Here is a 25,021-nt window from a genome sequence, read left to right as displayed (position 1 = left end):
AAAAACAAGAATTTCCTTTAAGTTAAAAAAAATTACTATCAAGGAATGAAAATTCATGCTGAATTTATTTCGTGAGCAACCTCGTGCATTTCACATGATTTTTATGTTGGAATTGTGGGAGCGATTTGGATTTTATACAGTTCAGGGAATTCTTACTCTTTATTTTATTCGCTACCTGGGTTATAGCGATTTAGAGTCTTACTATACCTTTGGTGCTTATTCTGCTCTGGTGTATGGGATGGTGGTTATTGGTGGATATTTAGGAGACAGGATTCTTGGCACCAAACGAACCATAGTGCTTGGGCTCGTTGTTCTGGCCCTGGGTTATTTTTCTCTCGCGGTCACTGATAAGCAGCATGTGTTTCTTGCGTTAGGTTTGATTTGTGTAGGTAATGGGCTGTTCAAAGCTAATCCATCGAATTTGTTATCTAAATGTTATGATGACAATGATCCGCGATTACACGGTGGTTTTACCCTTTATTATATGGCTATTAATCTGGGCAGTATGGTTGCATTATTCGTTGGACCAGCAGTATCAAGCGCTTATGGTTACTCTTATGCTTACATGATTAGTGCAATAGGTTTGATTCTCGGTATTGTGAATTATTGGTATCAACGACAGCATGTGGCTCATGTCAATACAAAAGCTGACCTTCGTAAAATAACAGCCCTTCACTGGGGAGTAATAGTGGCTGGTGTTTTAATGCTTACTGGAATATCAGCATACTTATTGCAACATGTCATGCTTGCCAAAAATTTGTTGTGGGGTATTACTCTGTTTGTAGTGTGTATTTATATCTATTTAATGCGCAAACAAGGTCATGCTTCTTTTATGAGAATGCTAGTCGCTTTGGTTTTAATGATCGAAGCGGTTATATTTTTTACTTTATACCAACAGATGCCTACTTCATTAAATTTGTTCGCTGTCAATAATGTAATACCTACTTTCCTTGGCATCACTATTGATCCGCAGAGCTTTCAAGCTCTAAATCCAATATGGATTGTATTAATGAGTCCCGTATTAGCTTATTTCTATAGAAAATTGCATCAACATAATATTGTATTTTCTATACCTTATAAATTTGCATTCGGGATGACCATGTGTGCAGTGAGCTTCTTAATGCTGTATTTTGCCCGTTATTTTTATGTTGGAAATGGCATGGTTTCTTCCTGGTGGATGATTTTCAGTTATTTATTCCAAAGTCTTGGCGAGTTATTAGTATCAGCCCTGGGTGTTGCTATGGTTGCTGAATTAGTGCCTGCTACTAATGCAGGGTTTGTTATGGGAATGTGGTTTTTAACCTCTGCAGTAGCAGGGTTTATTGGCGCAACGGTTGCGTCTTTTACAGCCCTCCCTGAGAACATCAAACCAGGAGTTGAATCTCTATTGATTTATTCTGATGTATTTGCCTGTATTGGCCTTGTTACTTTATTGATTGCTGTCATTATGTGGTTAGTATCACCTCGGCTAAGCCGCTATATTGCAGTTCCTTCCTTGAAAGGAGATAATGATATAGAGACAGTAGAATACTCTACAACGTATATTCCCAGTCACTAGTTTGTTTATTTCCCTTTTCGGCAATTTGGTTGGTTTTAATATCACCAATTGCCGTTTTTTGCTTTTGTCATACATTGTCTTTGCGAGCTTGTATATATGATAACCAGAAATTTTTTATTACCATTTTTTGTCCTATTACATATCGCTTAATGTTAATTTAATAAAAAATGTATAAAATATGTACTTGCATTCAATCTTTTCCTAATGATTACCGGGTTAAGGTTCTCAGGTTCTATGAGTTAATTTGCTTGGAGTATAAAGTGGGGCTTGAAAGAAAAATTAGGCTGAGTCAGCGTTCTCTGGAATTATTAGACGATTACTTAAATTTGTGTGGTTCTGAGTCTTCCAATTTAGCAAATGGGAATTCGTCAATTGATTTTTCATACTTAATTCATCTACTAACTAATGATGTTTCCAACTCATCCAAAACCTCAAAAGCCATAAAAAAGAAAAGGGAGTTCATAGCGGCTGCTTTGTATGCTGAGTTGTTACGTGACTTAAATACTTCATTAAAGGGATCGGATGAGGAAATTAAGCCTGTAGTAAAAGAACCTCCCGCATCTAATAAGTTGAAATTCTGGCTTTTGGCAATAGCTGGGACATTATTAGCCGCGTGCGAGGGTTTTGACAGCATTACAACCATGATGGCTGTATTATCTTTCCCTGCTTGGATTGTGCTTTGTGCAGGTATTCTATTTTCTGCTTTATCCGTTGTTGTTTTTTATGGATTTGATTTAGTCCAGGTCTCTCAAAACCTGGAAATAAAATTAACTGATACTCCCAAACTGTTGGATTTATATCTATTGCAAATGGAAGAGATTAAGGCCATTAGAAAAAAAATTGATGGTTATTCTCTCGCTTCTATGTCCAAGGATGAATTAAGTGAATTACATCTAACCCTTGTTATGCTGCAAAATCGTGTTAAATCTTTAGTGAAAGCAGGTAAGCAATTTGATTTAGCATTAAATAGTCCCAAAATGGATGTTGCTAAAACAGTTGTATCTGGAGTATCTGGAATACTCTTTTTTGGCGGAGGTTTTTTTGCCGGGCAATCAGTGGCGACATTCATGCTGGCTCTGTTTATGACTTCTGTTACACCTACATTCTGGCCAGTCTTATTATTTAGTGTGATTGTCGGTTTGGCTGCCTTTAGTTTGTATTGGTATGTACAACGCGTAGGGGTAAACAAACTGGTTAGCGAATGGTTTGGCTTGGATGAGGATAAAATAGAAAAATTATGTGGTAAGTCCAAGATGGACAAAGAATTGAAAAAGCTAAACAACCTTGATGAAAAGGTAATGACTACTTCTGATTTGCTCTCGAAAGTGGCTAGTTTGGAGAATAAACTAATAGGAATAGGCGAACAAATTACTGAGATGACGGCACGATATGCTCCTGAAAAAAAACTAGAAGGTGCTACTGGATTAAAGACGAGTTCTAATGTGTATTCCTTTCACTTTAATTCCTCAAGTCCGAAGCAGGAGAGCGTTTACGATGAGAGGATCCTTGATGATGCTGTTTCTGATTACGGGTTGAGCCAGAATCATAATGATTCAATCCATAGCCTATGTTAGCTAAATGCAAAGGCATGTAGATTAACAGGGAATTTCCTTGTAAATAATCCGGATTGGCTGACATATAAAACTCTTTTAATTCACTACTTTCTTCATTAATTCTTGAGAGTTGACTTCTTAAAGGAACCAATGGGGAGCTGACAACCATAGGATGATTATTGGTTGAAATCCAGCTGTTTTGTTTTTTAAGGGCATTTAGAACGGTCAATATTTGGTCCGGGACCCTTTGTAAGGGTTTAGGATATATGAGGTCACTCAACTGATAAATAAACTCGTAAGTTAATGGGTTGTTGGCAAATGCTATATAAACCAATTCCTCTTGAGGATTAGCTAACTTGTATTTTATCGCCTGAGTGAGGCCAGCACTTTTAATGGACGCGTGAATTTGGTATTCAGGATTTAGATAAAGATAAGCGATATAACAAGTCACTCGTTTTTTCCCCAGATCAATAGATTGTCTGCAGTTACGACTGAACCCGGCTATTTCTTTATTTTCTCCATAGAGAACTGTCAACTCCCCATATAAATCAGGCTGTATGATTAAGCGTATAAATTCTTCCTGGTTGGCCAGGTGGTAATACTTGGAGAGGAAACGATATAATTTATTTATTAATTTTAAGGAGATTTTTTTATCTTCTTCATCTATAACATAAGAGTGAATGGTTTTAACGTCGTGTTTGTTCATTGCTCTCTCCATGAAACATTTTTTTCGCTCTAATGGTTCGCTTTGTTTAATTTGTCCATAAATTATCCAGCCTATAGCGAACAGCAGATAAAAAATTGTGCAACTCTATAAATATAGACTTGTTTTCATTTTTGTCAAATTTAACTGTGTCGTTTGTCGTAACTCCATGATTGGGCAATATACTTGATACGGCAAAGGATAAAAGAATTACAATAGGTTCTCATTGAAATCTCAAATAAGGTTATAAAGGAGAGTCAATGACGGCTTATATTTTCAAGGTGTTTTTAACAAAAGGTATGGTAATTTTACGATGAGCTTCCCAAGATGCATCATCTAACCGGTTGAGGAGCTCGTATAAATCATGCATGTTTCGAGAACAACGGTTTAATAAAAAATGTCCTACACTTTCAGGAAGTTCAAATCCGCGCTTTGCCGCGCGCATTTGGAGTGTATTTATTTTTTCATCGTCATTTAATTCATTCAACTGAATAACTAATCCCCAACTTAGTCTGGAGCGTAAATCCGCAAGTTTAATATCACATTTTATTGGTGGCTGATTACCCGATATAATTAAAAGCGAACGTTCAGAGTCTTTTATCTTATTATACAAATGGAATAAAGCTTCTTCCCAGGCTGAATCGTTAGCGATGGTATTAATATCATCGATACAAATTAAAGTTTGATCTTCTAATCCTTCAATGCTTTGTGGTCCCCATTCTTTTAAAAAAGCCAAAGGAAGGTAAATGGCTGATTGGGTTAAATTAATAGCTTGGCAACACGCTTGCAGTAAATGGGATTTGCCGCTTCCTTTAGGGCCCCAAAGATAGAGCAACCTATCTGCCTTAAAAGAAAGCATTTGAATTAATTGTTGTTGCAACAAGGTATTATTTCCCCAATTAAAGTTATCCAGGGTTGCTTCATCATTCAACTTTATTGCCAGAGCCAGCTGTTTATTCATTTTAACGATTCTTTGGGGGACCAGGCTTTTCTGCTCCAGGTCCAAACATAATCAAGGTAGGAAGTAACTGTTGTAAAGGCAGTTAAATAGATGAGTATATCAACTAAATCATAGGGGAACCTAAAGTAAGCTAATTCAAACAAACATAAAGTGACTAAAGTTAATTGAAAACCTGTATTAAGCTTACTGAGACGGGTGGGCTCAAAATCCAATTTGCGCTGTATAAAATAATACCAAGCCAACACCCCTATTGAAATAGTGAAGTCTCTTAAAAAAACAAGCAGCACTAACCACCAGGGTAAGGAGTCTAAGAGAGCTAATGAGATGAAGCTGGAGGCAACCAACAATTTATCAGCGAGAGGGTCAACAAATGAGCCAAAAAAGCTTTGCCATTGAAAATGCCGGGCTAACCAGCCATCCAAACCATCAGTTAATCCTGCTGCGATAAATAGATAAAAGGCCTTAACGTATTCATGATGAAATAAATACATTAGAAAAGGAGCTATTAAAACTAATCTTAGCAATGTTAAGGTATTGGGAATATGTTTTAGTATCATCTGTTATACGATAATTAGTTCCTCCTCTTTCTTTATTTATTGCTGAGGAGGGAATATATTATGCCAACAATACTCTATTATTTGAGTGTTTAAAATGGCGTATGTGAGTTAGTTTATACAATACCATTGTCGCTGTCACCTTATTGAGAAATCAATTGGGATTTATTGACTCATGGTATCCTCATCTCAGCCCTGAGGAATTCTCAAATTTTGAGATTGAAATAAGGGCGCATGGGCATGCAGGTCTGCTCCTGTTATGATTTTGCAATTAGTGATTAGGTCTCACTTAGTGGATTGTATTCCTTTATTGTAGTATTTGGATTGAGGTTGGAATGCAGGCTTAATAGCAATTCAGGTTGATGTTCCCAGTTCTCATGAAACAGAAGATGTTGCTGCCAGCTTAGAATACGAGGATCAATGTCTCTGGATAAATCTTTAAATACACTTTGTATGACTTGGCGAGTTAACCCCCATAATTTTTTTTCAGAAATCTGATACTCATCACATAAACAAACAATCAAGTGATGTAGATGATTTTTTAGTGTTCCCTGAACGAAAAGGGCTCTAACCTTATTAAGATCTTTTGTATAGATAGATAACTGGTCTGACAAGTCAGGTTTTTGAACCTTCTTAAATAATTCATGATGGCATATTTTAAGGTTTTTTGCTTCTCTTACAACCACTCCCTGAGGTTGATTGTCATCGAAGATGACTAAAATATTGTGTTGTTCCACTTCTAGTGCAATCCCATATTTTAGCAATAAATGCAATTGCCCAAATAACATCTTATAACAATACTCAGTGAAATAAGCTATTGGGTGCAGGCCGCTTGCTTTAATAATTTCAATCAGTAACGGTGTATTGGTACATGGTGAATGTGTCAGTAAGGCGGATAATGGAATCATTCTTTGATCTTGCCTTATTTGGTTGAGAGGGTTTTGATATAAGCCAAGCCATATCTTTTTTCGATTGTATTCAGAGAGGGTTTGATCATAGGCACTGATGTTCTCCAGATTTTTACATATAAACAAGGTATTTTGGTAATAGTTTGTTTTTGCTAACAGGGAGTCAAGCCAGTTAGTGAGCAATACCATGTTATCGGCATTATCGAGTTTGTCAGTCAATGAGGTACTTAAAGTGGTAGCCAGTTTGAGTGTGCATTGAGTAGATTTTGTTGGCATCATAATATCGGGTGATAAAGAAGGTATTAGAATTTGATGATGTGGTAACAAGATAAGCGATTTATTATCAATTAAAGAAGCAAAAGCCATTTGAAGTTGATTCCTCCACTGCCAAGGGTGAACAGGGATTGGATAATAATCATCAGGATTTATGTGGCTAAATAACAATTTTTCTCGCCAATAAGAATATTCTTTGGGAAATTCTTGAGAAATTCGGTTGGTATAATCAATTTTGGGATTTATTGATTGAATTTTTGTTTTATTTAATGCACACCAATGCACACTGACTTTAGCCTGGAATTCGGGGGAATTTTGTAATACTTCTCTTCGCGTAAATCCTATTTTTGCTCTAAATGCCGGGTGATAGGGATGTCCTAAACTGCCCCATTGTTCAAAAAATAATAGTGTTTGATAAGGAGGTAGTTCATTGTTTATCCATGCCCATAAACTCTTGTATTGTAAGGCTTCATTTCTTAATTGAGTGTTCCAGTTCTGCCTATAGGCGTAAGCTAAGGCTTCATTAGCAATCGATTCATCTAGTGCTTCCCTGATTTTTCTCCATTGAAAAAACTGACTTTCCGGCATCGAGTTTTTCATTTTTATTTGCAATTGATCTATGAAATCATGGACATGATGACTAGCGATCGCCGATTGAATTAATCCCTCCTTAGTGGACGCGTGTTGTAAACGGTTCAGGGTGTTTTTATGAGCTAAGGTAATAAAATAATCCACACTATTTTGTGGTAGTCCTATGCCAATTTCAAATAGTAAAAAGCGTAATTGATGGCTGAGTTCATGAAAATTACCGTACGCCAAGGCCATTATTATCTCCTGAAAGGATTGTTTTGTTCTAAATTAATATAAATGATAATCATTCTCATTTGCAAGGGGAAAAGACAAATAAATTATTATTAATTGATGACAGGGTTTGATTTTGGATAAAAAGTTTCTGTATTCTGAGTTAAATGATAATATTTTCTATTTTGATTATGTAAATGAGTAAGCGGTATGAATTATAGACCTGATATAGATGGATTGAGGGCCATCGCCATTTTATTGGTCTTAATTTATCATGGGGGGCTCTCCCTTTTTCCATCAGGGTTTATCGGGGTTGATGTATTTTTTGTTATATCAGGGTTTCTCATCACGTCCATTATCCATGAATCACTGAATCAGAATGATTTTTCATTTTTCGATTTTTATAATCGCAGGTTATGGCGATTACAGCCTGTTTTTGTTGCTCTAATCGTGGTGACTACTCTACTGAGTCTGTTGTTTTATTTACCTGACGATTTAATTGAATTTAGTCGTAGTGCACGTAAAACATCATTATTTATTTCCAATCTGTTCTTTAATAAAACAACTACTGGGTATTTTTCACCCGATACACATCAGCTTCCCTTATTGCACACCTGGTCACTTTCAATTGAGTGGCAATGTTATTTGATTTTGCCACTGGTGATGTATGGCTTATATCGTTTTCTCAATAAAGAGAAGGTTATCTATGTTGTATATGGAGCAACTATTTTATTTTTTCTGCTGACTCTGCACTACTCACGGGTGGTTCCTGCCCAAACCTATTATCAATTTTCCAGTCGTATTTTTGAGTTTTTAATAGGTTCTTGTATCGCTTTAAGTCCTCGAATTGAATTCTCAATCAATAAGTCTATTTTAGTTATTTTGGGTTTATCAGCATTATTTTTTATTATTTATACTGCGACACTCGATAATATACTTCTTGGATATCCTAATTGGCATGCCCTTTTTGTGTGTCTTGCAACGGGTTTGTTGATAGCATTAGGAAAAAATTTTCCTTCGCTTTCTATAGTAAATACTCTCTCTTTTCGGCCATTAGTTTTTATAGGAGTATTATCTTATTCTCTTTATATATGGCATTGGGTCGTCTTTTCAATTTTAAGGTACCAAAATATCGAAGAGCGGTCTGAGATTTTGTTTTTAGCCTATAGCATTATTTTTATTTTAGCTTATTTATCCTGGCGATATATAGAAAAACCAACGAAAAGATTCAGGCATATTCCTTTTCGTTATACCGTTGTTATTCTATTGCTACTGCCTGTATTGTTTTCCCATTTAAGTTCTTTTGTTATTAAATTACATTCTGGATATCCGCAACGATTTAACCAGGAGCTGGTTAGAGTTTATAAACAATTAAAGGATCGCGAAAGCCCATACAGAACGTTATGTATAGATAATACCAGCGCAGACAATGAGTCGAAATGCAAAATTGGAGCGAAAGAGCAAGATGGCAAGACTGGTCTTATGATAGGTGATTCTTTTTCCAATCATTATTGGGGGTTTATGGATGTACTAGGAAAAGCAGCCGGTGTTTCAATATTGGCTCAAGGGACCTCCTCTTGTATTTCCTTGCCTGGCATATACCTTTATGATTGGTGGCATTTTAAAGATAACATATATCAGAACTGTTATGAGCAAACGGAAAAGTACTATCGCATGATTCAAGAGAATCATTATGATTACGTGATCATAGGTCAAGTATGGAGCAATTATGTGTCAGCTCATATCATCAATCAATTGGGCGATGACTATTCTGCAGAATTAACCAAAAAGCGTTTGGCAAATGCCTTAGATAGAGCGCTTGGAGTGATAATATCTTCTGGAGCGAAGCCTGTATTGATCAAGTCAACCGCATTAACGCATGGAAATTTACACCAATGTTTTTTTAAGCACATTAAATTAAGACAAAGTTATAATTCAGAAGAGTGTCGCTTTACTTTATCCAGTTCAGATAATGAGATCTGGTTAAATCAATTGTTTGATAACATGCGAAAAAAATACCCTCAATTGGTAATAATAGATCCTAAAAAAGTTCAATGTCGCGATAATGTTTGTTATTCCGATTTGAATGGGATTCCAGTATATCGCGATGAAGGACATATTACCGATTACGCTTCATACCAATTGGGCTACTTATACTTGCAGAAATTTGAAAATCCTTTGATTTCATAAGGTTAGTTTAGATACTCAGCGCCAGGCAACAAAACGATATTACGAATTTCATTCTTTATTTTTGCGATACAGAACCAATGTATTGCCTATCATCTGGACTAATTGGGCATCCAGTTGTTCACAAAGTTCCTCAGCCATCTGGATTCTATCTTCTTTTTCAGCCCCATTAATTTTGACTTTAATTAATTCATGCGCTAGCAAGGCGACATTGGTTTCTGCCAATATAGCCTCAGTTAAACCTTTCGCACCAAGGAGTACAACGGGTTTTAAATGATGAGCTTTGGCTTTAAGTGATTGTTTAAAAGACGTATCCACTACGATATCCCAGATAATAAAATGGTAAATTATTGCACGTTTTGCTGGGAAAAGGTAGTAAAATTCTGTATCATAGGAAAAATTGTTTTATCTTTATTCGTTATGAGTCGTACTAAAAGTAGTAAACGTTGGTTGCAAGAACATTTTGATGACGTTTATGTAAAAAAAGCGCAGGCTGAAGGATATCGGAGCCGTGCCGTATATAAACTTAAGGAAATGGATGACAAAGAGTCTCTCATTAAACCAGGCATGACGGTGGTTGATTTAGGAGCCGCTCCTGGTGGCTGGACCCAATATGCTTCAGAAAAGATGGGAGGAAATGGTCGTCTTGTTGCATTGGATATTTTACCTATGGATGCTTTGCCAAATGTGGAGTTTATCCTTGGGGATTTTCGTGAAGATAATGTTTTGCAAGAATTAATTAATTTGATTCCGCAAAGGACTTTAGACTTGTTATTATCGGATATGGCCCCAAATATGAGTGGAAGCTCAGCAATAGATATTCCAAGAGCGATGTATTTGGTAGAGCTGGCTTTTGATTTTGCGGAAAAAATGTTAAAACCCGGTGGTAATATGCTAGTTAAAATTTTTCATGGCTCAGGTTTTGATGAATTAGTCAAACAGGCACGAGCGTCTTTTGAGAAAGTGGTAATTCGTAAACCATCCGCTTCAAGATCTCGTTCAAAAGAAACCTATTTGCTGGCAAAGGGCTATAATTTATAGTAGTTTTATATATATTTATAAATATATTTAGCGTTGTTTTGGATGATATGAGCTGTGCAAGAGCTATTTTGGGTCTCGCAACAAAATTGTAAGTAACTAACGAGGTTAATACATTGAACGACATGGTTAAAAATTTATTTTTATGGCTGATAATAGCGATAGTGCTTGTCTCTGTTTTCAGTAATTTTGGTCCTCGTAACTCAGTTGCTGAGAAAATTTCGTATAGCCAATTTTTACAGGAAGTGGATCAAGGGATGGTTAACTCTGTTACAATTGAGGATAACAAAATCATCAAGGGCGTAACCAAAAATAATAAACGGTTTGTCACTTACATGCCGATGCAAGATAACGCTTTGCTAGGCGAGTTGTTGAAAAGCAAAGTAGATGTCAGTGGGCAGGAAAAACAACAGGAAAGTTTCCTTTTGCATTTATTTATCAATTGGTTCCCTATGCTGTTATTGATCGGTGTATGGATATTTTTCATGCGTCAAATGCAAGGCGGGGGCGGTCGAGGCGCTATGTCTTTTGGAAGATCAAGAGCTCGCTTATTAGGCGAGGATCAGGTTAAAGTGACTTTTGCAGATGTCGCTGGAGTTGATGAAGCTAAGGAAGAAGTGAAGGAACTTGTCGATTTTTTACGTGATCCAACCAAGTTCCAGAATTTGGGTGGTCGAATTCCCCGAGGTGTTTTGTTGGTTGGTTCCCCGGGTACAGGTAAAACATTATTAGCCAGGGCAGTTGCCGGAGAAGCGAAAGTTCCTTTCTTTACTATTTCAGGTTCTGATTTTGTTGAGATGTTTGTTGGGGTAGGTGCTTCCCGAGTGCGTGATATGTTTGAGCAAGCTAAAAAGCATGCTCCATGCATTATCTTTATAGATGAAATCGATGCAGTTGGTAGGCACAGGGGCGCGGGCCTGGGTGGTGGTCATGATGAGCGCGAACAGACACTTAACCAATTGCTTGTTGAAATGGATGGATTTGAAGGGAATGAAGGAGTTATTGTCGTAGCGGCAACTAACCGTCCCGATGTTTTGGATCCAGCACTTTTACGTCCCGGTCGCTTTGACCGTCAAGTCGTTGTTCCTTTGCCTGATATTAGAGGTCGTGAGCAAATATTAAAAGTTCATTTACAAAAGGTTCCTGTAGATAGTCACGTCGAAGTAAAAGCTATTGCTCGTGGCACACCTGGTTTTTCAGGAGCGGATTTAGCTAATCTTGTGAATGAAGCCGCATTATTTGCTGCTAGGGCTAATAAACGTAAAGTGGGCATGATTGAACTGGATAAAGCAAAAGATAAAATTATGATGGGAGCTGAAAGACGCTCTATGGTAATGGATGATAACGAGAAAAAACTGACTGCTTACCACGAAGCAGGCCATGCTATCGTTGGGCTGTCAGTTCCTGAGCATGATCCGGTTTATAAAGTATCGATAATTCCACGTGGGCGAGCATTGGGCGTAACTATGTTTTTACCTGAACAAGACAGATATAGTCATAGTAAACGTCGTTTAGAAAGTCAATTATGCAGCTTATTTGGTGGCCGAATCGCAGAGGAATTAATTTTTGGTCCTGAAAGTGTAACAACGGGTGCCTCTAATGACATAATGCGCTCCACAGAGATTGCTCGCAAAATGGTTACAACTTGGGGATTATCTGCCTTAGGCCCGTTAACTTTTGGTGAGGAAGAGGAAGAAATATTTTTAGGACGCTCTGTGAATAAACATAAGGAAATGTCTGATAGAACAGCACAGCAAATTGATGACGAGGTGCGTGCCATTATTGACAGGAACTATCAAAGAGCAAAAGAAATATTGGAAACCAATATGGATAAATTGCATTTAATGGCGCAAAGTCTCATTAAATACGAAACGATAGATAGCAATCAAATTCAAGAAATTATGTCTGGGAAAGAACCTACTCCTCCGGAAGATTGGGGGTCAACAAAACCGATGGATAAGGCTGAGTCAGTTAATGATGCTCCTGCAAAACCTGTCAATGGTGAAACAATAGAAAATCCGGCAGAAGGACATTAATTTTATCAGTAGTTATTTATCGAGAGTACCCTGTGAATCCTGAACAATTCCTTGGTTGGCTTGAGCGAAAGAGCCAACCTAAGTCCTCATTAGTTTTTGAAAAGCCATTGATTATGGGTGTACTGAATGTTACTTCTGACTCATTTTATGATGGTGGCAAGTACCTGTCTGTGGATAGAGCTTGTGAGCATGCCTTTCAATTAATTGCTTCCGGTGCTGATCTCATTGATATCGGTGGAGAATCAACTAAACCTGGTGCTCCATCTGTGCCTTTAGAGATTGAGCTATCAAGAGTTCTTCCCGTAATCAAGCAACTTCGTGGACTTACCGATGTGTGTATTTCTATTGATACCAACAAGCCTGAAGTGATGGAAGCCGCAATTGATGCTGGTGCAAATATGATAAATGATGTTTATGCTTTAAGAAGGGATGGTGCTCTTAAGGTAGCTGCTCAATTAGATGTTCCTGTTTGTTTAATGCATATGAAAGGAGAGCCGCGAAATATGCAAGAAAATCCCTCTTATCCAGAAGGTATAATGGCTGAATTACAATATTTTTTTGAAGAACGCATCGGTAAGTGTCAGAAAGCGGGGTTGAATAAGAAAAAAATAATTCTTGACCCGGGTTTTGGTTTTGGAAAGCGCGTTAAAGATAACCTAGAATTAATTTATCATCTGAATGAATTGTGTTCTTTTGGATTGCCAATTCTTTTAGGCGTTTCACGCAAAAGCACAATTGGCGCTGTCTTGAACAATGCGGTTGAGGAACGTTTGATTGGAAGTATTACGCTGGGAATATATGCAGCCCTAAAAGGCGCCGCAATTATCAGGACACATGATGTAGATGAAACGAATCAAGCATTAACTATGATTAATGCAATTGATCAAGCAGGTGAAGAAATCAGTTAATAGCTCCTGAGATTATCAGAAGATGACTGAGGCCAGAAAAATTAAACAATAAGGTAGGTACGGATGAGTCAACGTAAATATTTTGGTACGGATGGAATACGGGGGCACGTTGGATTGTCAAATATTAACCCTGAGTTTGTTTTGAAGTTAGGCTGGGCTGTAGGCTGTGTTCTTGCAAATGGAGAAAGGAAAAAGGTAGTGATTGGGAAGGACACCAGGGTGTCTGGCTATATGTTGGAATCGGCTTTGGAGGCGGGATTATCTGCAGCTGGGGTTGATGTGGCGTTATTAGGACCAATGCCTACTCCTGGAATAGCTTATCTAACGCAAACACTTAGGGCTAATGCAGGCATTGTAATTAGTGCTTCTCATAATTTATTTGAAGACAACGGTATTAAGTTTTTTTCAGCTGATGGAGGAAAACTTCCGGATAGTGTAGAGCTTGCGATTGAAGCGCAATTAGAAAAACAGTTGCAAACTGTACCTTCAGCCAAGCTGGGTAAAGCAACACGTATTAATGATGCGGCAGGTCGTTATATAGAGTTTTGTAAGTCTACCATTCCTTCACTGTCTCGATTATCCAATTTGAAAATAGTTGTGGATTGCGCCAATGGGGCGACCTATCATATCGCTCCAAATGTATTCTCTGAATTGGGTGCTGATGTAGTTCCCATAGGAGTTAAACCGGATGGTTTTAATATCAATCAAGAGTGCGGTTCGACAGCGCCTGAGTTATTAAGAGAAAAGGTGATTGCTGTTGGGGCTGATATTGGTATTGGTTTGGATGGAGATGGAGATAGAGTTATTTTAGTGGACTCTCTAGGAAACCTCGTTGATGGAGATCAAATTATTTATATCATTGCCAAAGACAGACATCAGCGAGGAGTATTACATGGAGGAGTCGTAGGTACGTTGATGAGTAATTATGGTCTTGAATTAGCCATTACCTCATTGGGAATTCCCTTTCAACGCTCGAAAGTAGGTGACAGGTATGTCCTTGAAACGCTAAGAGAAAAAGATTGGAAGATCGGAGGTGAAACCTCTGGCCATATTGTTTGTTTAGATAAAACAACAACAGGTGATGGCATTGTAGCTGCATTGCAAGTTCTTTCAATCATGGTGAAACAAAATAAAGCACTTCATGAGTTAACTGCAGGTATACAATTGTTACCTCAAACTTTAGTGAATTTAAAAACGAACAATGCGGCCTTGTTAGCGTCCAATCCTGATGTGATTCAGGCAGTTAAAAATTTGGAAAATCATCTTAATGGAGAGGGTCGAGTGTTACTCAGGCCTTCTGGTACGGAACCTTTGCTGAGGGTTATGGTTGAAGGTGCTAATGAATCTATAGTCAAACAACAAGCACAAATGTTATGTGATGATATCAGTCAGATCGATAAAAAATTGACTGAGAGCCTACAGTCCATTTGAGTGTCTGCCTTTTAAAGCTCGCAATGTTGAATTGGATATCAATTAACTGATTGAGTTCAACAAAGCTCTACTTGCGGAAGCTTTCAGTTGTGTTTACAAAGATCCTCTTCAGGGTTTCATGTGCGGTGGGTCAGGTTAATGCAGGAGCTTTTCCAATAGCCCCTGCGCTTCACACTATGAACGTATTAACCACTTGTTGGAGTCATGGAATGGATCATTGTGTCAGCTTCTTCAAGTAATCGGTGAGATCTTGTTTTGAAAAAACAAGGCCTTTTTGAATATTCATATTCTTCTTGTCCTATTAACTTGCCGATTAGCATTCGGAAAAAATCCTCTATATATTCCCATGCCCGCATAAATCCTCTATGTCGTTTTAAAGGCTCATATCGGGGATCTTGGGTAATGAGCGGAATGGCTTCTTGGTTTGAAGTTTTTGAATCTTGTTGTTCCATCAAATGTTTAATTGAAATAAGTGAATGGGTTGCCTGAATAAATAATTTCGCTTCCAAGGGATGCTCCGCTTTCAATTTTATATACTGCTGATGAAATTTTTGTAATTCTTTGGGCCAATTCTTTAACTGTTGCTCCTCATCGATAGGTTCATCAAGAATAGGGAGAGCAGGTTTTAAGCTGAGAATATTTTGTATATCTTGCAATGGATTTGCACACATGCGCTTGTATGCTAGTAACACGGATAAATCGTTTTGATTTTTTAATTCAAACAAGATGTCTTTTAAAAGATGGAGTGCCTTAAGACTAAAAGTCTCATCTGCATCAGAGATTTGAACTGCTTCATATAAACTTTTATACCATAGCTGTATTTCTTCTGGATATTGTTTTATATGTCTTATGTTTTGTACATGAAATAAATCCATTTTTTGTTTAAGCGGGCTGGAAGATTGTGGCAATGGGTTGATGTTGGGAGTAGATTCCTGGTGTTGAGGATTTGATAACTTATCTGATTCATAGGTTGAAGAAACCGACTTTTCTTTGGATTTTGTAGCAATTACTAATACTGAGGAATTTACCTTTCCGCTGTCGATGGCAAGCGTCTCAGAATCTTCTTCAGATGAAATACTGATTTGATTACCTGCCTCATCAAAAAAGGATAAAATATTATCTTCTGATGATTCGTCGTGACCATAGAATAATGACAGGCCATTTGGCTTTCTGGATGCAACCGGAACCTCAGGGGTTGATGGCCTCAATGGTTCAGATGGCCTTGACTTCAGATCAACCTGCAATTCTTGCCCTTTCTTTATTTCCTGCTGTATAACCACATCAGTAGATTGTGTTGATTTCACGACAACCGGTGTTTCTTGTCCATTGAGTGCTTGTTGTTCTAGGCTAGACTCAGAGTCTTGTTGAACCACTTGGGTGGGGTGCGTTGACTCCAGGATGACTGGTATTTCTTGTTCTATCTTTATATGCTGCTTTTGCCCTGAAGATTCGTTGTCTTTCTGAATCATAGGAGAGGGGCGTGTAGATTCAAGGACGATTGGTCTTTCCTGTATCTTAGTTACGTGTTGTTTTTCCACAATAGGCGCAATGCTCTTCACAACCCTTTGGGTTGGTTGTGTTGATTCCAGGACGACTGGTATTTCTTGTTCTACCTCTATATGATGTTTTTTATCTGAAGATTCAGAGTCTTTCTGAACCATAGGTGAGGGTCGTGTTGACTCCAGAACAACGTGTATTTCTTGTCCATGGTCTGGTTGTCGTTTTTCTATGGTAGATTCAGAGTCTTTCTGAACCATAGGTGAGGGTCGTGTTGACTCCAGAACAACGTGTATTTCTTGTCCATGGTCTGGTTGTCGTTTTTCTACGGTAGATTCAGAGTCTTTCTGAACCACAGGAGAGGGGCGTGTTGACTCCAGAACAACTGGTATTTCTTGTCCATTGTCTGACTGCCGTTTTTCGGTGGGAGAAGTAGTGCTTTTCTGAACTACTTGGGTAGGGTGTATCAATTCCACAGCAAGAGGGATTCCGGCGTTGGCTTCTATTTCCTGTTTTTCTAATGGAGGATCAATTCTCTCACCAATCAGATTAGGTAAAGGTAATTGATTTAATTCAGACACAAGTGATTGGATTTGATTTGCGAGAGTAGATAAATCCTCTTTAATAGAGTTTATATCTTCGTTCTTTAGTGGCTGATTTGAAAGCAAACGCAATCGCTCAATAAGTGCTTTTGCTTCATTGGTTGTTTGTCCATGTTCTTTCAGAAGCAGATCAATTTGCTTGGCTGTTTCAAGATAAGATTGGCATAGTTTAATTTGGCTTTTTAACTCTTCTTTATGAGGATCACTTGCATTCAGGGAATCCTTATTTTCTTCAGCTTCTTGCAAACTTGGAAGTTGGTCATCCATTGTTGCAGGTAATTCGTATTCACTTCTTAATTGGCATATTTGTTTGCCAAGAGCAGGCATTTCTTGAAGTTTTTCCAATGCTTGTAAATATTGTTCCTTCTTTTCCGAAACTTTTGGCATGAGAATGAGGAGAACCAAATAAAAATCAGCAGGTGAAGAGTCATAAGAAAGGCCACTCGGTAAAACAAAAGTGGGTATACTTTCTATTGGTATTTCATTTATCAGATCAATGGCATCGGGAACTAATTTCTTGTAAATAGATATATCCTCTTCATTTGAAGGAGTTTCTGGTATTGCTTTAATCAATAACTCTTGCTGTTTCACAAGCTCATGATGTTTGATTTTTAACTCTTTTTGTTGAGCTAATAATTGCAGCAAGCTAACGGAATCCTTAAGTTTTTGTTGGTTTACAGAATAATTAGAGTCTGAATACCATGAAAGCCAGGAAGACGGGTTAAAATTAGATAATATTCCATCAATCTGATTTTGGTATTCTTGTATCAATCCTTGAGGGTCTTCACTTGCTTGAAATCTCCTGATTAACTCTGCTTTTAAATCGGGTATCAGGGAGTGGTTAGTAACTGCAGTTTCAATGCGACTCAGTTCTTTAAGCAATAGTTCAATTTGTTTTTCTAACTCAGACTCTTTTTTATTAATATCAGTTGTAGATAATTGTTTGGCGAATCGCTTTTGCAAGTCATCCCATTTTTCGGAAGCGCGAGTTAATTTTTTGGTTTCCAGTTCTACTGTAGCTATAAATTTTTGTAAACTATCAACAGCATCTTCTTCTACATGGGGCTGGATGCCTAACTGAGACAAATCTGTCATTAAGACATTCCATTGGTTTTTGAGCAAAACCAGATTTAATTTGGCACGAGCAGTGTCCATTTCCTTGCTGGTTTTGAAGAGATAACTGTAATGCCCGACTACGATTGATTTCTGAACCTCTCCGTATTCAGGGAATTTATAAGGAGGCGCTAATGGATTTTGTTTGGACAGAACTTCATTTGCTTTAGGTTCAATTTCTTTGTATAAAGGATTTAATTCACTTTTTGCGAGTTCAATTTTTTTAGCCAAATCAGAAATTTTCCTTTGCAGTTCTTCTCCTTTTTTCATAACTTCATCAAGGTTTTGCTTTTTCTTTCTATATTCTTCTTGTTCTTCAGCCAAACTGGAATATTCATCAACATATTTTTTAATTAACAATAAAAGACCATATTGGGATTCAAATTCTACAGGGGCTTTTCCTTCTGGCAGTAGGGTTGAACTAAATATTTGCTTTAAATTTAAGGGATTAATTGGTTGAGTCAAGCTAGAGATTTCATTCATTAAATGCAGTATGATTTCGTTCATTATAAAACCCTCCTGGTTAAATCATAGTAGGATTCTATCGAAATCAAACGACTAAGCAAGTGGAAAAATGTAAATTTTGCAAAAAAAATGAATAAATAATTCTGAAAAAAAACATAGATAAAGCTACACATCTGAGTAAAGTTTCGGTATATTGCACAGCTGCTCATTATTGGCTGTTTACTGATAGTCTGTATATAGTGGAAGGGATTTTGTCCGCCTATACTGAAAATTGTTGGAGGGAGTGTGAGACAAAAGATAGTTGCTGGTAATTGGAAAATGAATGGCCAGATTCACCAAGTGACTGAACTGGTTTCACAAATTGAGGAATTACTTAGCTTTGATTGCATGGCACAGGTTGTGGTCATGCCTCCCAGCATCTATATACCCAAGGTGAGAGATTGCTTAAGCAAAGGAAAAATTGTGGTAGGTGCGCAAAATATCTATCCGAAGGATTATGGAGCATACACCGGTGAGCTGTCAGCTCCCATGCTTAAAGATTTTGATTGCCGATATGTTCTGGTCGGACACTCGGAGCGCAGACAATATTTTCACGAAGATGAAAATTTTGTGGCGCAAAAATTCCACCATGTAAAAGAACATGGTATGATACCTGTTCTTTGTGTTGGTGAAACTCTCTCTGAAAGAGAAAATGGGAAAACAGAGCAGGTTATTGCTCAGCAGTTGCTTGCGGTGAGTGCAAAAGGGGATGATTGCTTTCGTAATTGCGTAGTAGCCTATGAGCCTGTGTGGGCAATAGGCACAGGAAAAACTGCAACACCTGAACAGGCACAAAAAGTACACCAGTTTATTAGAGATCTGGTTAGAGAAATAAATGATAGTGATGCGAAACACTTGACGCTCATATACGGTGGCAGTGTTAATGAAAATAATGCAAAAGCATTATTTTCCATGCCAGACATTGATGGAGGGTTAGTGGGTGGAGCATCTTTGAACGCAAAACAATTTGTGGAAATTGTGAAATGTATCAATTGATATTAATGATTCATGTTTTAATTGCTGTAATTTTAATTGGCTTGGTTCTTATTCAACATGGTAAGGGCGCTGATATCGGTGCTGCTTTTGGTTCTGGCGCATCAAACACTTTATTCGGAAGTCAAGGTACTGGTGGCTTCTTGTTTAAATTAACTGGTGGTTTGGCAATGACATTTTTTATTACCAGTTTGATGCTGTCTTATATGGTTTCTACACAGCACCAAAAAGCAGACCAGTTGGCTATTCCGCAACAAACTGGTGCTCCAGTCAGTTCAGTCCCAGTACCAGTTGAAAAAAATAATAAGAAGTAACTAAAAAGATGTAGTGTCTTTAGGGCTGTTGTCTTTTGTGATGAACGAGGATAACAAAAATAAAAATAAGCCGAAGTGGTGGAATTGGTAGACACGCCGTCTTGAGGGGGCGGTGGCGCAAGCCGTGCCGGTTCGAGTCCGGCCTTCGGCACCATTTTAAATCGAGCAAGGTGAACTGATGCTATCTCAATACCTACCCGTTCTCGTTTTTATAATTGTTGCCTTGATTTTAGGCGCAGTAATGATAGGGGCTGGTTCTTTGCTTTCCAAGCATAATCCAGACAGTGCTAAAAACTCTCCCTATGAGTGTGGTTTTGGTGCCTTTGAAAGCTCCCATATTCCCTTTGATGTACGGTTTTATCTAGTAGCTATTTTATTTATTATTTTTGATCTGGAAACAGCATTCTTTTTCCCCTGGGCCTTGGCATTACGCAAAATAGGATGGTTTGGTTTTTATGCTATGATGTTATTTCTTGGATTGCTGGTTATAGGTTTTATCTATGAATGGAAAAGAGGCGCCTTGGAGTGGGAATAAGTTTCTTTCATTCTTTTAAAATATTTGATGTAATCTTTAGTTTTAGCCATTACTATGGGAAGCAAAGGACGCTTTGTGCAAATCATTACAAAGCTTTTTGCTTTTTGAGGAACCCAGTTATGATTTTAGGTTTGTTTGTAAATCCTGGTAGTCTTTTGCCAAAACAATAACTGAGATTACATTTTAAGCCATTGTAATAATGGTCATGTAAAAACTGGATTATTAATTATTTAACTGCTTAGAGGCGAACTATGGCGGTTGCAGAACTAGAAAAAAAAGGTTTTGAGTTGACTACGGTCGAAAAGTTGGTTGGATGGGCACGCAGTGGCTCCATGTGGCCAATGACATTTGGTTTAGCTTGTTGTGCCGTGGAAATGATGCACGTGGGAGCAGCACGCTATGATTTGGATAGGTTTGGTATTATTTTCCGCCCCAGTCCTCGTCAGTCAGACGTCATGATTGTAGCAGGTACTTTGTGTAACAAAATGGCCCCTGCTCTCAGGAAAGTTTATGATCAGATGCCAGAACCACGCTGGGTTATTTCCATGGGATCTTGCGCCAATGGTGGGGGATATTATCATTACTCCTATTCGGTCGTTCGTGGCTGCGACCGCATTGTGCCAGTGGATGTATATGTTCCTGGCTGCCCACCAACAGCAGAAGCATTACTATACGGTATTATTCAATTACAAAATAAAATCAGGCGGAAGCCTGTTTTAGAGGCATAAGCTCATCAAGGGTGCAGATTAGATGACAAAAAATGAATATTTGATTGAAAAGCTACAAGCTGATTTAGCAAATCATATCACCGAGTTGACCTCCGCATGTGGTGAAGTAACTATCGAGTGTGAGGTACAAAATTTATTGCCTGTCATGGTTGAGTTGAGAGACAGAGAGGAATTCTCTTTCGATCAGTTAATCGATCTATGTGGTGTGGATTATTTGCACTATGGTGATTATGACTGGGAAACAGAGTCTGCAACAGAGCATGGGTTTTCACGAGGTGTTGAGCGCCAGGAAGCCAAGGCCTATGCTGTAAACAAACCACGATTTGCTGTAGTCTATCATTTATTATCAACTAAAAAGAATCATCGTCTGCGAGTCAAATTATTTATAGAAGAATCTCATTTAATTGTTCCATCCGTACACCATCTATGGAAGTCTGCTAACTGGTTTGAACGGGAAGCTTATGATTTATATGGGATTTTATTTGATGGTCATCCTGATTTAAGACGGTTACTGACTGATTATGGTTTTATCGGTCACCCCTTCCGTAAAGATTTTCCACTCAGTGGAGAGGTGGAAATGAGATATGATGCTAAACTGCAAAAGGTAATCTATGCCCCTGTAGACATTGTGCCGAGAATTGTAGTTCCAAAGGTTATTCGTAATGATAACCGCTACATAGGTAATGAAGGTAGCAAAAATGATTGAACTTAAAAATTATACCTTGAATTTTGGCCCACAACATCCTGCTGCACATGGTGTTCTGAGATTGGTTCTTGAGCTAGAGGGTGAAACCATTGTTCGTGCCGATCCACATATTGGGTTGCTTCACCGTGCAACAGAAAAACTGGCTGAGACCAAGCCTTACATTCAAAGCATTGGTTACATGGACAGATTAGATTATGTCTCAATGATGTGTAACGAACATGCTTATGTTATGGCGATTGAAAAGTTATTGGGTATAGAACCACCTTTGCGAGCTAAGTACATACGAACTATGTTTGATGAGGTGACTCGAATTTTGAACCATCTATTGTGGCTAGGCGCTACTGCATTGGATATTGGTGCAATGACTGTGTTTCTTTATTGCTTTAGAGAGCGGGAAGATTTATTTGATTGCTACGAGGCAGTTTCAGGAGCACGTATGCATGCTACCTACTACAGACCAGGGGGAGTAGCAAGGGATTTGCCGGATACCATGCCTCAATACAAACCGTCAAGATGGCACAACGAAAGAGAAATTGAAAAAAAGAACCACAACCGTCAGGGTAGTCTTTTGGATTTTCTTTGGGACTTTACTGAGCGATTTCCCCACTGTGTGGATGAGTATGAAACATTGTTAACCGATAATCGTATATGGAAACAACGTACTGTAGATATTGGTGTAGTTTCACCAGAAAACGCACTTCAATGGGGATTTACCGGACCAATGTTAAGAGGTTCCGGTATTGCCTGGGATTTACGTAAGAAACAGAGCTATGCTGCTTACGATAAGGTTGAATTTGATATTCCTGTTGGCAAGACAGGGGATTGCTATGATCGATACCTGGTAAGAGTCGAGGAATTGAGACAATCCAATCGAATCATAAGGCAATGTATTGAGTGGTTACGAAAACATCCTGGTCCAGTAAAAGTAGATGATTACAAAGTAACGCCCCCACGTCGGGTGGTAATGAAACATGACATGGAAGCACTGATTCATCACTTTAAATTATTTACCGAAGGCTTTTGTTTGCCACGCGGTGAGGTTTATTCCGCTGTTGAAGCACCTAAAGGCGAGTTTGGTATCTATATGGTGTCAGATGGAGCTAACAAGCCTTATCGTCTGAAAATAAGAGCTCCAGGCTTTGCCCATTTATCGAGCTTTGATGATATGGTTAGAGGTCACATGTTAGCTGATGGAGTTGCTATATTAGCAAGTCAAGATATAGTGTTTGGAGAGATAGACCGTTAATTTAACGACATCTTTGCTTAAAGTGTGTTAAGAGATAATAAACGATATAAAGGTTTCGAAATGTCTGCTAATTCAGCAAAAATATTAAATCAATTGATGCCGGCAAAGCGTATGAGTGATATTGATCATTGGATATCAAAATATCCTAAAGATCAAAAGCAATCCGCAGTCATGAGTGCTCTTCGAATAGTGCAAGAAGAACATGGACATTTAACAACGGAATTAATGAATGCAGTAGCTGAATATCTTGATATGCCACCTATTGCAGTTTATGAAGTAGCAAGCTTTTATACAATGTATGAACACAAGCCAGTGGGAAGACATTTAATTAATGTTTGTACCAATATCTCTTGCATGCTGAGAGATTCTGCCGGCGTAGTTGAACATTTAGAAAAGAAATTGGGTGTTAAGCTAGGTGGGACAACAGAAGATGGTCGATTTACTTTAAGATCAGTTGAATGCTTAGGTGCCTGTGTGAATGCGCCAATGATGCAAGTTGATAAAGATTATCACGAAAATTTGACTGCTGAATCTATAGATAAAGTATTGGAACAGTACCAATAGAAAATAAAGGTGTTTGCCATGGTTGAACTAAATCAAGTTTGTTACCGAACATTTCATTTACCAGAGCCCTGGTCGCTATCAACTTATGAAAGTATTGGCGGCTATAGCGCGTGGCGAAAAATTTTAAAAGAGCAAACATCACCTCAATTAATAATTGAAGAGTTGAAAACCTCCGCTTTGCGCGGACGAGGAGGTGCTGGATTCCCAACCGGTTTGAAATGGAGTTTTATGAATAGAAACTCTCCTGTACAAAAATACGTAGTATGTAACTCTGATGAAGGTGAACCGGGTACTTGCAAGGATAGAGAGATTCTTACTTTAAATCCGCACCAATTAATCGAAGGAATGGCCATAGCTGGATATGTTATGGGTGCCACTGTTGGTTACAACTATATAAGAGGAGAGTTCTGGCTGCCTTTTGAGCGTACTGAGGCTGCATTAAAAGAAGCATATGATGCTGGATTGCTAGGCAAAAATATATTAGGCTCCGGCTTTGATTTTGATTTATATAATCATTTGGGTGCGGGCGCTTATATTTGCGGTGAAGAAACCGCATTGCTCAACTCGATTGAAGGAAAAAAGGGAATGCCTCGTTTTAAACCACCATTTCCAGCGAATTATGGATTATATGGTAAACCTACAACCATAAATAATACGGAAACATTTGCATCTGTTCCGGTCATTATGGAAAAAGGTGGCGAATGGTTTTTAAAATTGGGTAAACCAAATAATGGCGGTGCGAAGTGCTTTAGTGTCAGTGGCCATGTTAACAAACCCGGTAACTATGAAATCCCCTTGGGTACACCATTTAAAACGCTTCTTGATCTCGCTGGTGGTGTCATTAAAGGGCGAAAAATCAAAGCCGTAATTCCCGGTGGCTCCTCTATGCCAGTGCTTCCAGGTGACGTTATGCTGGGGTTGGATATGGATTATGACAGCATACAAAAAGCCGGATCAGGCTTGGGTTCAGGTGCTGTCATTGTTATGGATGAAACGACTTGTATGGTAGATGCCTTGTATCGTATTTCTGAGTTCTACATGGATGAATCCTGTGGACAATGCACGCCTTGTCGCGAAGGCACAGGTTGGTTGGTCAGGCTATTACACAGAATTATAAACGGTCATGGCGAGCCGGGAGATGTGGAGAAGCTAGTGAATGTGGCGAATAACATAGAAGGAAGAACCATTTGTGCTCTAGGCGAGGCGGCAGCGTGGCCAGTACAGAGTTTTGTTAAACATTTCTATGATGAATTTGAATATTTCATAAAGCATAAACGCTCGATCGTCGCAGCATAATTAAGAAGGTTA

Annotated in this window: 21 protein-coding genes and 1 tRNA gene; 16 read left to right on the top strand and 6 right to left on the bottom strand. The window is 38.3% G+C overall.

Annotation, left to right across the window (positions count from 1 at the left end):
- The first annotated feature begins 55 nt into the window (after nucleotides 1–55).
- Nucleotides 56–1,558, top strand: coding sequence for an oligopeptide:H+ symporter (locus EL201_RS14535; RefSeq protein WP_027222932.1), 1,503 nt, complete (start codon nucleotides 56–58; stop codon nucleotides 1,556–1,558).
- A gap of 167 nt (nucleotides 1,559–1,725) precedes the next feature.
- Nucleotides 1,726–3,132: a hypothetical protein gene (locus tag EL201_RS14530; protein ID WP_126299556.1), complete on the top strand. Its 1,407-nt coding sequence runs from the start codon at nucleotides 1,726–1,728 to the stop codon at nucleotides 3,130–3,132.
- On the opposite strand, the gene EL201_RS14525 is transcribed toward EL201_RS14530, so the two are convergent.
- The 4 genes from EL201_RS14525 to EL201_RS14505 all read right to left on the bottom strand — a co-directional run bounded on the left by EL201_RS14525 (nucleotide 3,017) and on the right by EL201_RS14505 (nucleotide 7,335).
- Nucleotides 3,017–3,817 carry a hypothetical protein gene (locus EL201_RS14525; protein WP_080273171.1) on the bottom strand — a complete coding sequence of 267 codons (801 nt, stop codon included), beginning with the start codon at nucleotides 3,815–3,817 and terminating at the stop codon, nucleotides 3,017–3,019. The genes EL201_RS14530 and EL201_RS14525 overlap by 116 nt on opposite strands.
- 265 nt (nucleotides 3,818–4,082) lie before the next feature.
- The gene (gene hda, locus EL201_RS14520; RefSeq protein ID WP_027222930.1) at nucleotides 4,083–4,775 is read right to left on the bottom strand and encodes a DnaA regulatory inactivator Hda; all 693 of its coding nucleotides are present in this window, start codon (nucleotides 4,773–4,775) and stop codon (nucleotides 4,083–4,085) included.
- Nucleotides 4,772–5,332 carry a CDP-alcohol phosphatidyltransferase family protein gene (locus EL201_RS14515; RefSeq protein WP_027222929.1) on the bottom strand — a complete coding sequence of 187 codons (561 nt, stop codon included), beginning with the start codon at nucleotides 5,330–5,332 and terminating at the stop codon, nucleotides 4,772–4,774. Before EL201_RS14515 ends, hda begins: the two co-directional genes overlap by 4 nt.
- A 275-nt stretch (nucleotides 5,333–5,607) precedes the next feature.
- Nucleotides 5,608–7,335: an IucA/IucC family protein gene (locus tag EL201_RS14505; RefSeq protein ID WP_027222928.1), complete on the bottom strand. Its 1,728-nt coding sequence runs from the start codon at nucleotides 7,333–7,335 to the stop codon at nucleotides 5,608–5,610.
- A 186-nt stretch (nucleotides 7,336–7,521) separates the two neighbouring features.
- Here EL201_RS14505 and EL201_RS14500 point away from each other — a divergent pair, with 186 nt between their 5' ends.
- Nucleotides 7,522–9,501 carry an acyltransferase family protein gene (locus tag EL201_RS14500; RefSeq protein WP_027222927.1) on the top strand — a complete coding sequence of 660 codons (1,980 nt, stop codon included), beginning with the start codon at nucleotides 7,522–7,524 and terminating at the stop codon, nucleotides 9,499–9,501.
- A 48-nt stretch (nucleotides 9,502–9,549) separates the two neighbouring features.
- Here EL201_RS14500 and yhbY read toward each other — a convergent pair whose 3' ends face one another.
- Nucleotides 9,550–9,816, bottom strand: coding sequence for a ribosome assembly RNA-binding protein YhbY (yhbY, locus tag EL201_RS14495; RefSeq protein WP_027222926.1), 267 nt, complete (start codon nucleotides 9,814–9,816; stop codon nucleotides 9,550–9,552).
- 102 nt (nucleotides 9,817–9,918) lie between these two features.
- On the opposite strand from yhbY, the gene rlmE reads away from it, so the two are divergent.
- From rlmE to glmM, 4 genes are all read left to right on the top strand, one after another.
- Entirely contained in the window at nucleotides 9,919–10,539 is a 621-nt protein-coding gene (rlmE, locus tag EL201_RS14490) for a 23S rRNA (uridine(2552)-2'-O)-methyltransferase RlmE (RefSeq protein ID WP_027222925.1), read from the top strand.
- Nucleotides 10,540–10,661: 122 nt separating this feature from the next.
- Nucleotides 10,662–12,572, top strand: coding sequence for an ATP-dependent zinc metalloprotease FtsH (ftsH, locus tag EL201_RS14485; RefSeq protein ID WP_032828938.1), 1,911 nt, complete (start codon nucleotides 10,662–10,664; stop codon nucleotides 12,570–12,572).
- A gap of 32 nt (nucleotides 12,573–12,604) precedes the next feature.
- Nucleotides 12,605–13,480, top strand: a complete 876-nt coding sequence (folP, locus tag EL201_RS14480; protein ID WP_027222923.1) for a dihydropteroate synthase — start codon at nucleotides 12,605–12,607, stop codon at nucleotides 13,478–13,480.
- Nucleotides 13,481–13,543: 63 nt separating this feature from the next.
- Complete coding sequence (gene glmM, locus EL201_RS14475) at nucleotides 13,544–14,911, top strand: phosphoglucosamine mutase (protein ID WP_027222922.1); 1,368 nt, start codon at nucleotides 13,544–13,546, stop codon at nucleotides 14,909–14,911.
- Between the two features lie 185 nt (nucleotides 14,912–15,096).
- Here glmM and EL201_RS14470 read toward each other — a convergent pair whose 3' ends face one another.
- The gene (locus tag EL201_RS14470; RefSeq protein WP_061773205.1) at nucleotides 15,097–18,630 is read right to left on the bottom strand and encodes a hypothetical protein; all 3,534 of its coding nucleotides are present in this window, start codon (nucleotides 18,628–18,630) and stop codon (nucleotides 15,097–15,099) included.
- Between the two features lie 243 nt (nucleotides 18,631–18,873).
- Here EL201_RS14470 and tpiA point away from each other — a divergent pair, with 243 nt between their 5' ends.
- The 9 genes from tpiA (at nucleotide 18,874) to nuoF (ending at nucleotide 25,009) form a co-directional block, all read left to right on the top strand.
- Complete coding sequence (tpiA, locus tag EL201_RS14465) at nucleotides 18,874–19,623, top strand: triose-phosphate isomerase (protein ID WP_027222920.1); 750 nt, start codon at nucleotides 18,874–18,876, stop codon at nucleotides 19,621–19,623.
- A complete protein-coding gene (gene secG, locus EL201_RS14460) occupies nucleotides 19,611–19,934 on the top strand; it encodes a preprotein translocase subunit SecG (RefSeq protein ID WP_027222919.1) in 324 nt (107 codons plus the stop codon). The genes tpiA and secG overlap by 13 nt, the downstream gene beginning before the upstream one ends.
- A gap of 69 nt (nucleotides 19,935–20,003) precedes the next feature.
- Nucleotides 20,004–20,088, top strand: a tRNA-Leu gene (locus tag EL201_RS14455).
- A gap of 24 nt (nucleotides 20,089–20,112) precedes the next feature.
- Nucleotides 20,113–20,469 (top strand): NADH-quinone oxidoreductase subunit A, encoded by a 357-nt coding sequence (locus EL201_RS14450; RefSeq protein WP_027222918.1) that lies wholly within the window; start codon nucleotides 20,113–20,115, stop codon nucleotides 20,467–20,469.
- Nucleotides 20,470–20,720: 251 nt separating this feature from the next.
- A complete protein-coding gene (locus tag EL201_RS14445; protein WP_010948477.1) occupies nucleotides 20,721–21,197 on the top strand; it encodes a NuoB/complex I 20 kDa subunit family protein in 477 nt (158 codons plus the stop codon).
- Between the two features lie 22 nt (nucleotides 21,198–21,219).
- On the top strand, nucleotides 21,220–21,903 hold the full coding sequence (locus EL201_RS14440; RefSeq protein WP_027222917.1) for an NADH-quinone oxidoreductase subunit C: 684 nt from the start codon (nucleotides 21,220–21,222) through the stop codon (nucleotides 21,901–21,903).
- Nucleotides 21,896–23,149, top strand: a complete 1,254-nt coding sequence (locus tag EL201_RS14435; protein ID WP_027222916.1) for an NADH-quinone oxidoreductase subunit D — start codon at nucleotides 21,896–21,898, stop codon at nucleotides 23,147–23,149. The genes EL201_RS14440 and EL201_RS14435 overlap by 8 nt, the downstream gene beginning before the upstream one ends.
- Before the next feature lie 60 nt (nucleotides 23,150–23,209).
- A complete protein-coding gene (gene nuoE / locus EL201_RS14430) occupies nucleotides 23,210–23,713 on the top strand; it encodes an NADH-quinone oxidoreductase subunit NuoE (RefSeq protein ID WP_027222915.1) in 504 nt (167 codons plus the stop codon).
- An 18-nt stretch (nucleotides 23,714–23,731) separates the two neighbouring features.
- A complete protein-coding gene (nuoF, locus tag EL201_RS14425; RefSeq protein WP_027222914.1) occupies nucleotides 23,732–25,009 on the top strand; it encodes an NADH-quinone oxidoreductase subunit NuoF in 1,278 nt (425 codons plus the stop codon).
- Nucleotides 25,010–25,021: the final 12 nt, after the last annotated feature.

This window comes from Legionella pneumophila subsp. pascullei, assembly GCF_900637585.1.
Taxonomy (GTDB): domain Bacteria; phylum Pseudomonadota; class Gammaproteobacteria; order Legionellales; family Legionellaceae; genus Legionella; species Legionella pascullei.
Note: the sequence above shows the minus strand (reverse complement) of the source record. Positions and strands in the feature narration are given on the sequence as shown.

What these genes read in the sequence shown, in the direction of transcription:
- hda (WP_027222930.1), bottom strand. Translation starts at nt 4,775, where the DNA reads ATGAATAAACAGCTGGCTCTGGCAATAAAGTTGAATGATGAAGCAACC.
- EL201_RS14445 (WP_010948477.1), top strand. Translation starts at nt 20,721, where the DNA reads ATGGCGGTTGCAGAACTAGAAAAAAAAGGTTTTGAGTTGACTACGGTC.
- nuoE (WP_027222915.1), top strand. Translation starts at nt 23,210, where the DNA reads ATGTCTGCTAATTCAGCAAAAATATTAAATCAATTGATGCCGGCAAAG.
- rlmE (WP_027222925.1), top strand. Translation starts at nt 9,919, where the DNA reads ATGAGTCGTACTAAAAGTAGTAAACGTTGGTTGCAAGAACATTTTGAT.
- EL201_RS14535 (WP_027222932.1), top strand. Translation starts at nt 56, where the DNA reads ATGCTGAATTTATTTCGTGAGCAACCTCGTGCATTTCACATGATTTTT.
- EL201_RS14450 (WP_027222918.1), top strand. Translation starts at nt 20,113, where the DNA reads ATGCTATCTCAATACCTACCCGTTCTCGTTTTTATAATTGTTGCCTTG.
- secG (WP_027222919.1), top strand. Translation starts at nt 19,611, where the DNA reads ATGTATCAATTGATATTAATGATTCATGTTTTAATTGCTGTAATTTTA.
- EL201_RS14435 (WP_027222916.1), top strand. Translation starts at nt 21,896, where the DNA reads ATGATTGAACTTAAAAATTATACCTTGAATTTTGGCCCACAACATCCT.
- EL201_RS14530 (WP_126299556.1), top strand. Translation starts at nt 1,726, where the DNA reads ATGTATAAAATATGTACTTGCATTCAATCTTTTCCTAATGATTACCGG.
- EL201_RS14515 (WP_027222929.1), bottom strand. Translation starts at nt 5,332, where the DNA reads ATGATACTAAAACATATTCCCAATACCTTAACATTGCTAAGATTAGTT.
- nuoF (WP_027222914.1), top strand. Translation starts at nt 23,732, where the DNA reads ATGGTTGAACTAAATCAAGTTTGTTACCGAACATTTCATTTACCAGAG.
- EL201_RS14470 (WP_061773205.1), bottom strand. Translation starts at nt 18,630, where the DNA reads ATGAACGAAATCATACTGCATTTAATGAATGAAATCTCTAGCTTGACT.
- ftsH (WP_032828938.1), top strand. Translation starts at nt 10,662, where the DNA reads ATGGTTAAAAATTTATTTTTATGGCTGATAATAGCGATAGTGCTTGTC.
- EL201_RS14440 (WP_027222917.1), top strand. Translation starts at nt 21,220, where the DNA reads ATGACAAAAAATGAATATTTGATTGAAAAGCTACAAGCTGATTTAGCA.
- glmM (WP_027222922.1), top strand. Translation starts at nt 13,544, where the DNA reads ATGAGTCAACGTAAATATTTTGGTACGGATGGAATACGGGGGCACGTT.
- EL201_RS14525 (WP_080273171.1), bottom strand. Translation starts at nt 3,817, where the DNA reads ATGAACAAACACGACGTTAAAACCATTCACTCTTATGTTATAGATGAA.
- EL201_RS14505 (WP_027222928.1), bottom strand. Translation starts at nt 7,335, where the DNA reads ATGGCCTTGGCGTACGGTAATTTTCATGAACTCAGCCATCAATTACGC.
- EL201_RS14500 (WP_027222927.1), top strand. Translation starts at nt 7,522, where the DNA reads ATGAATTATAGACCTGATATAGATGGATTGAGGGCCATCGCCATTTTA.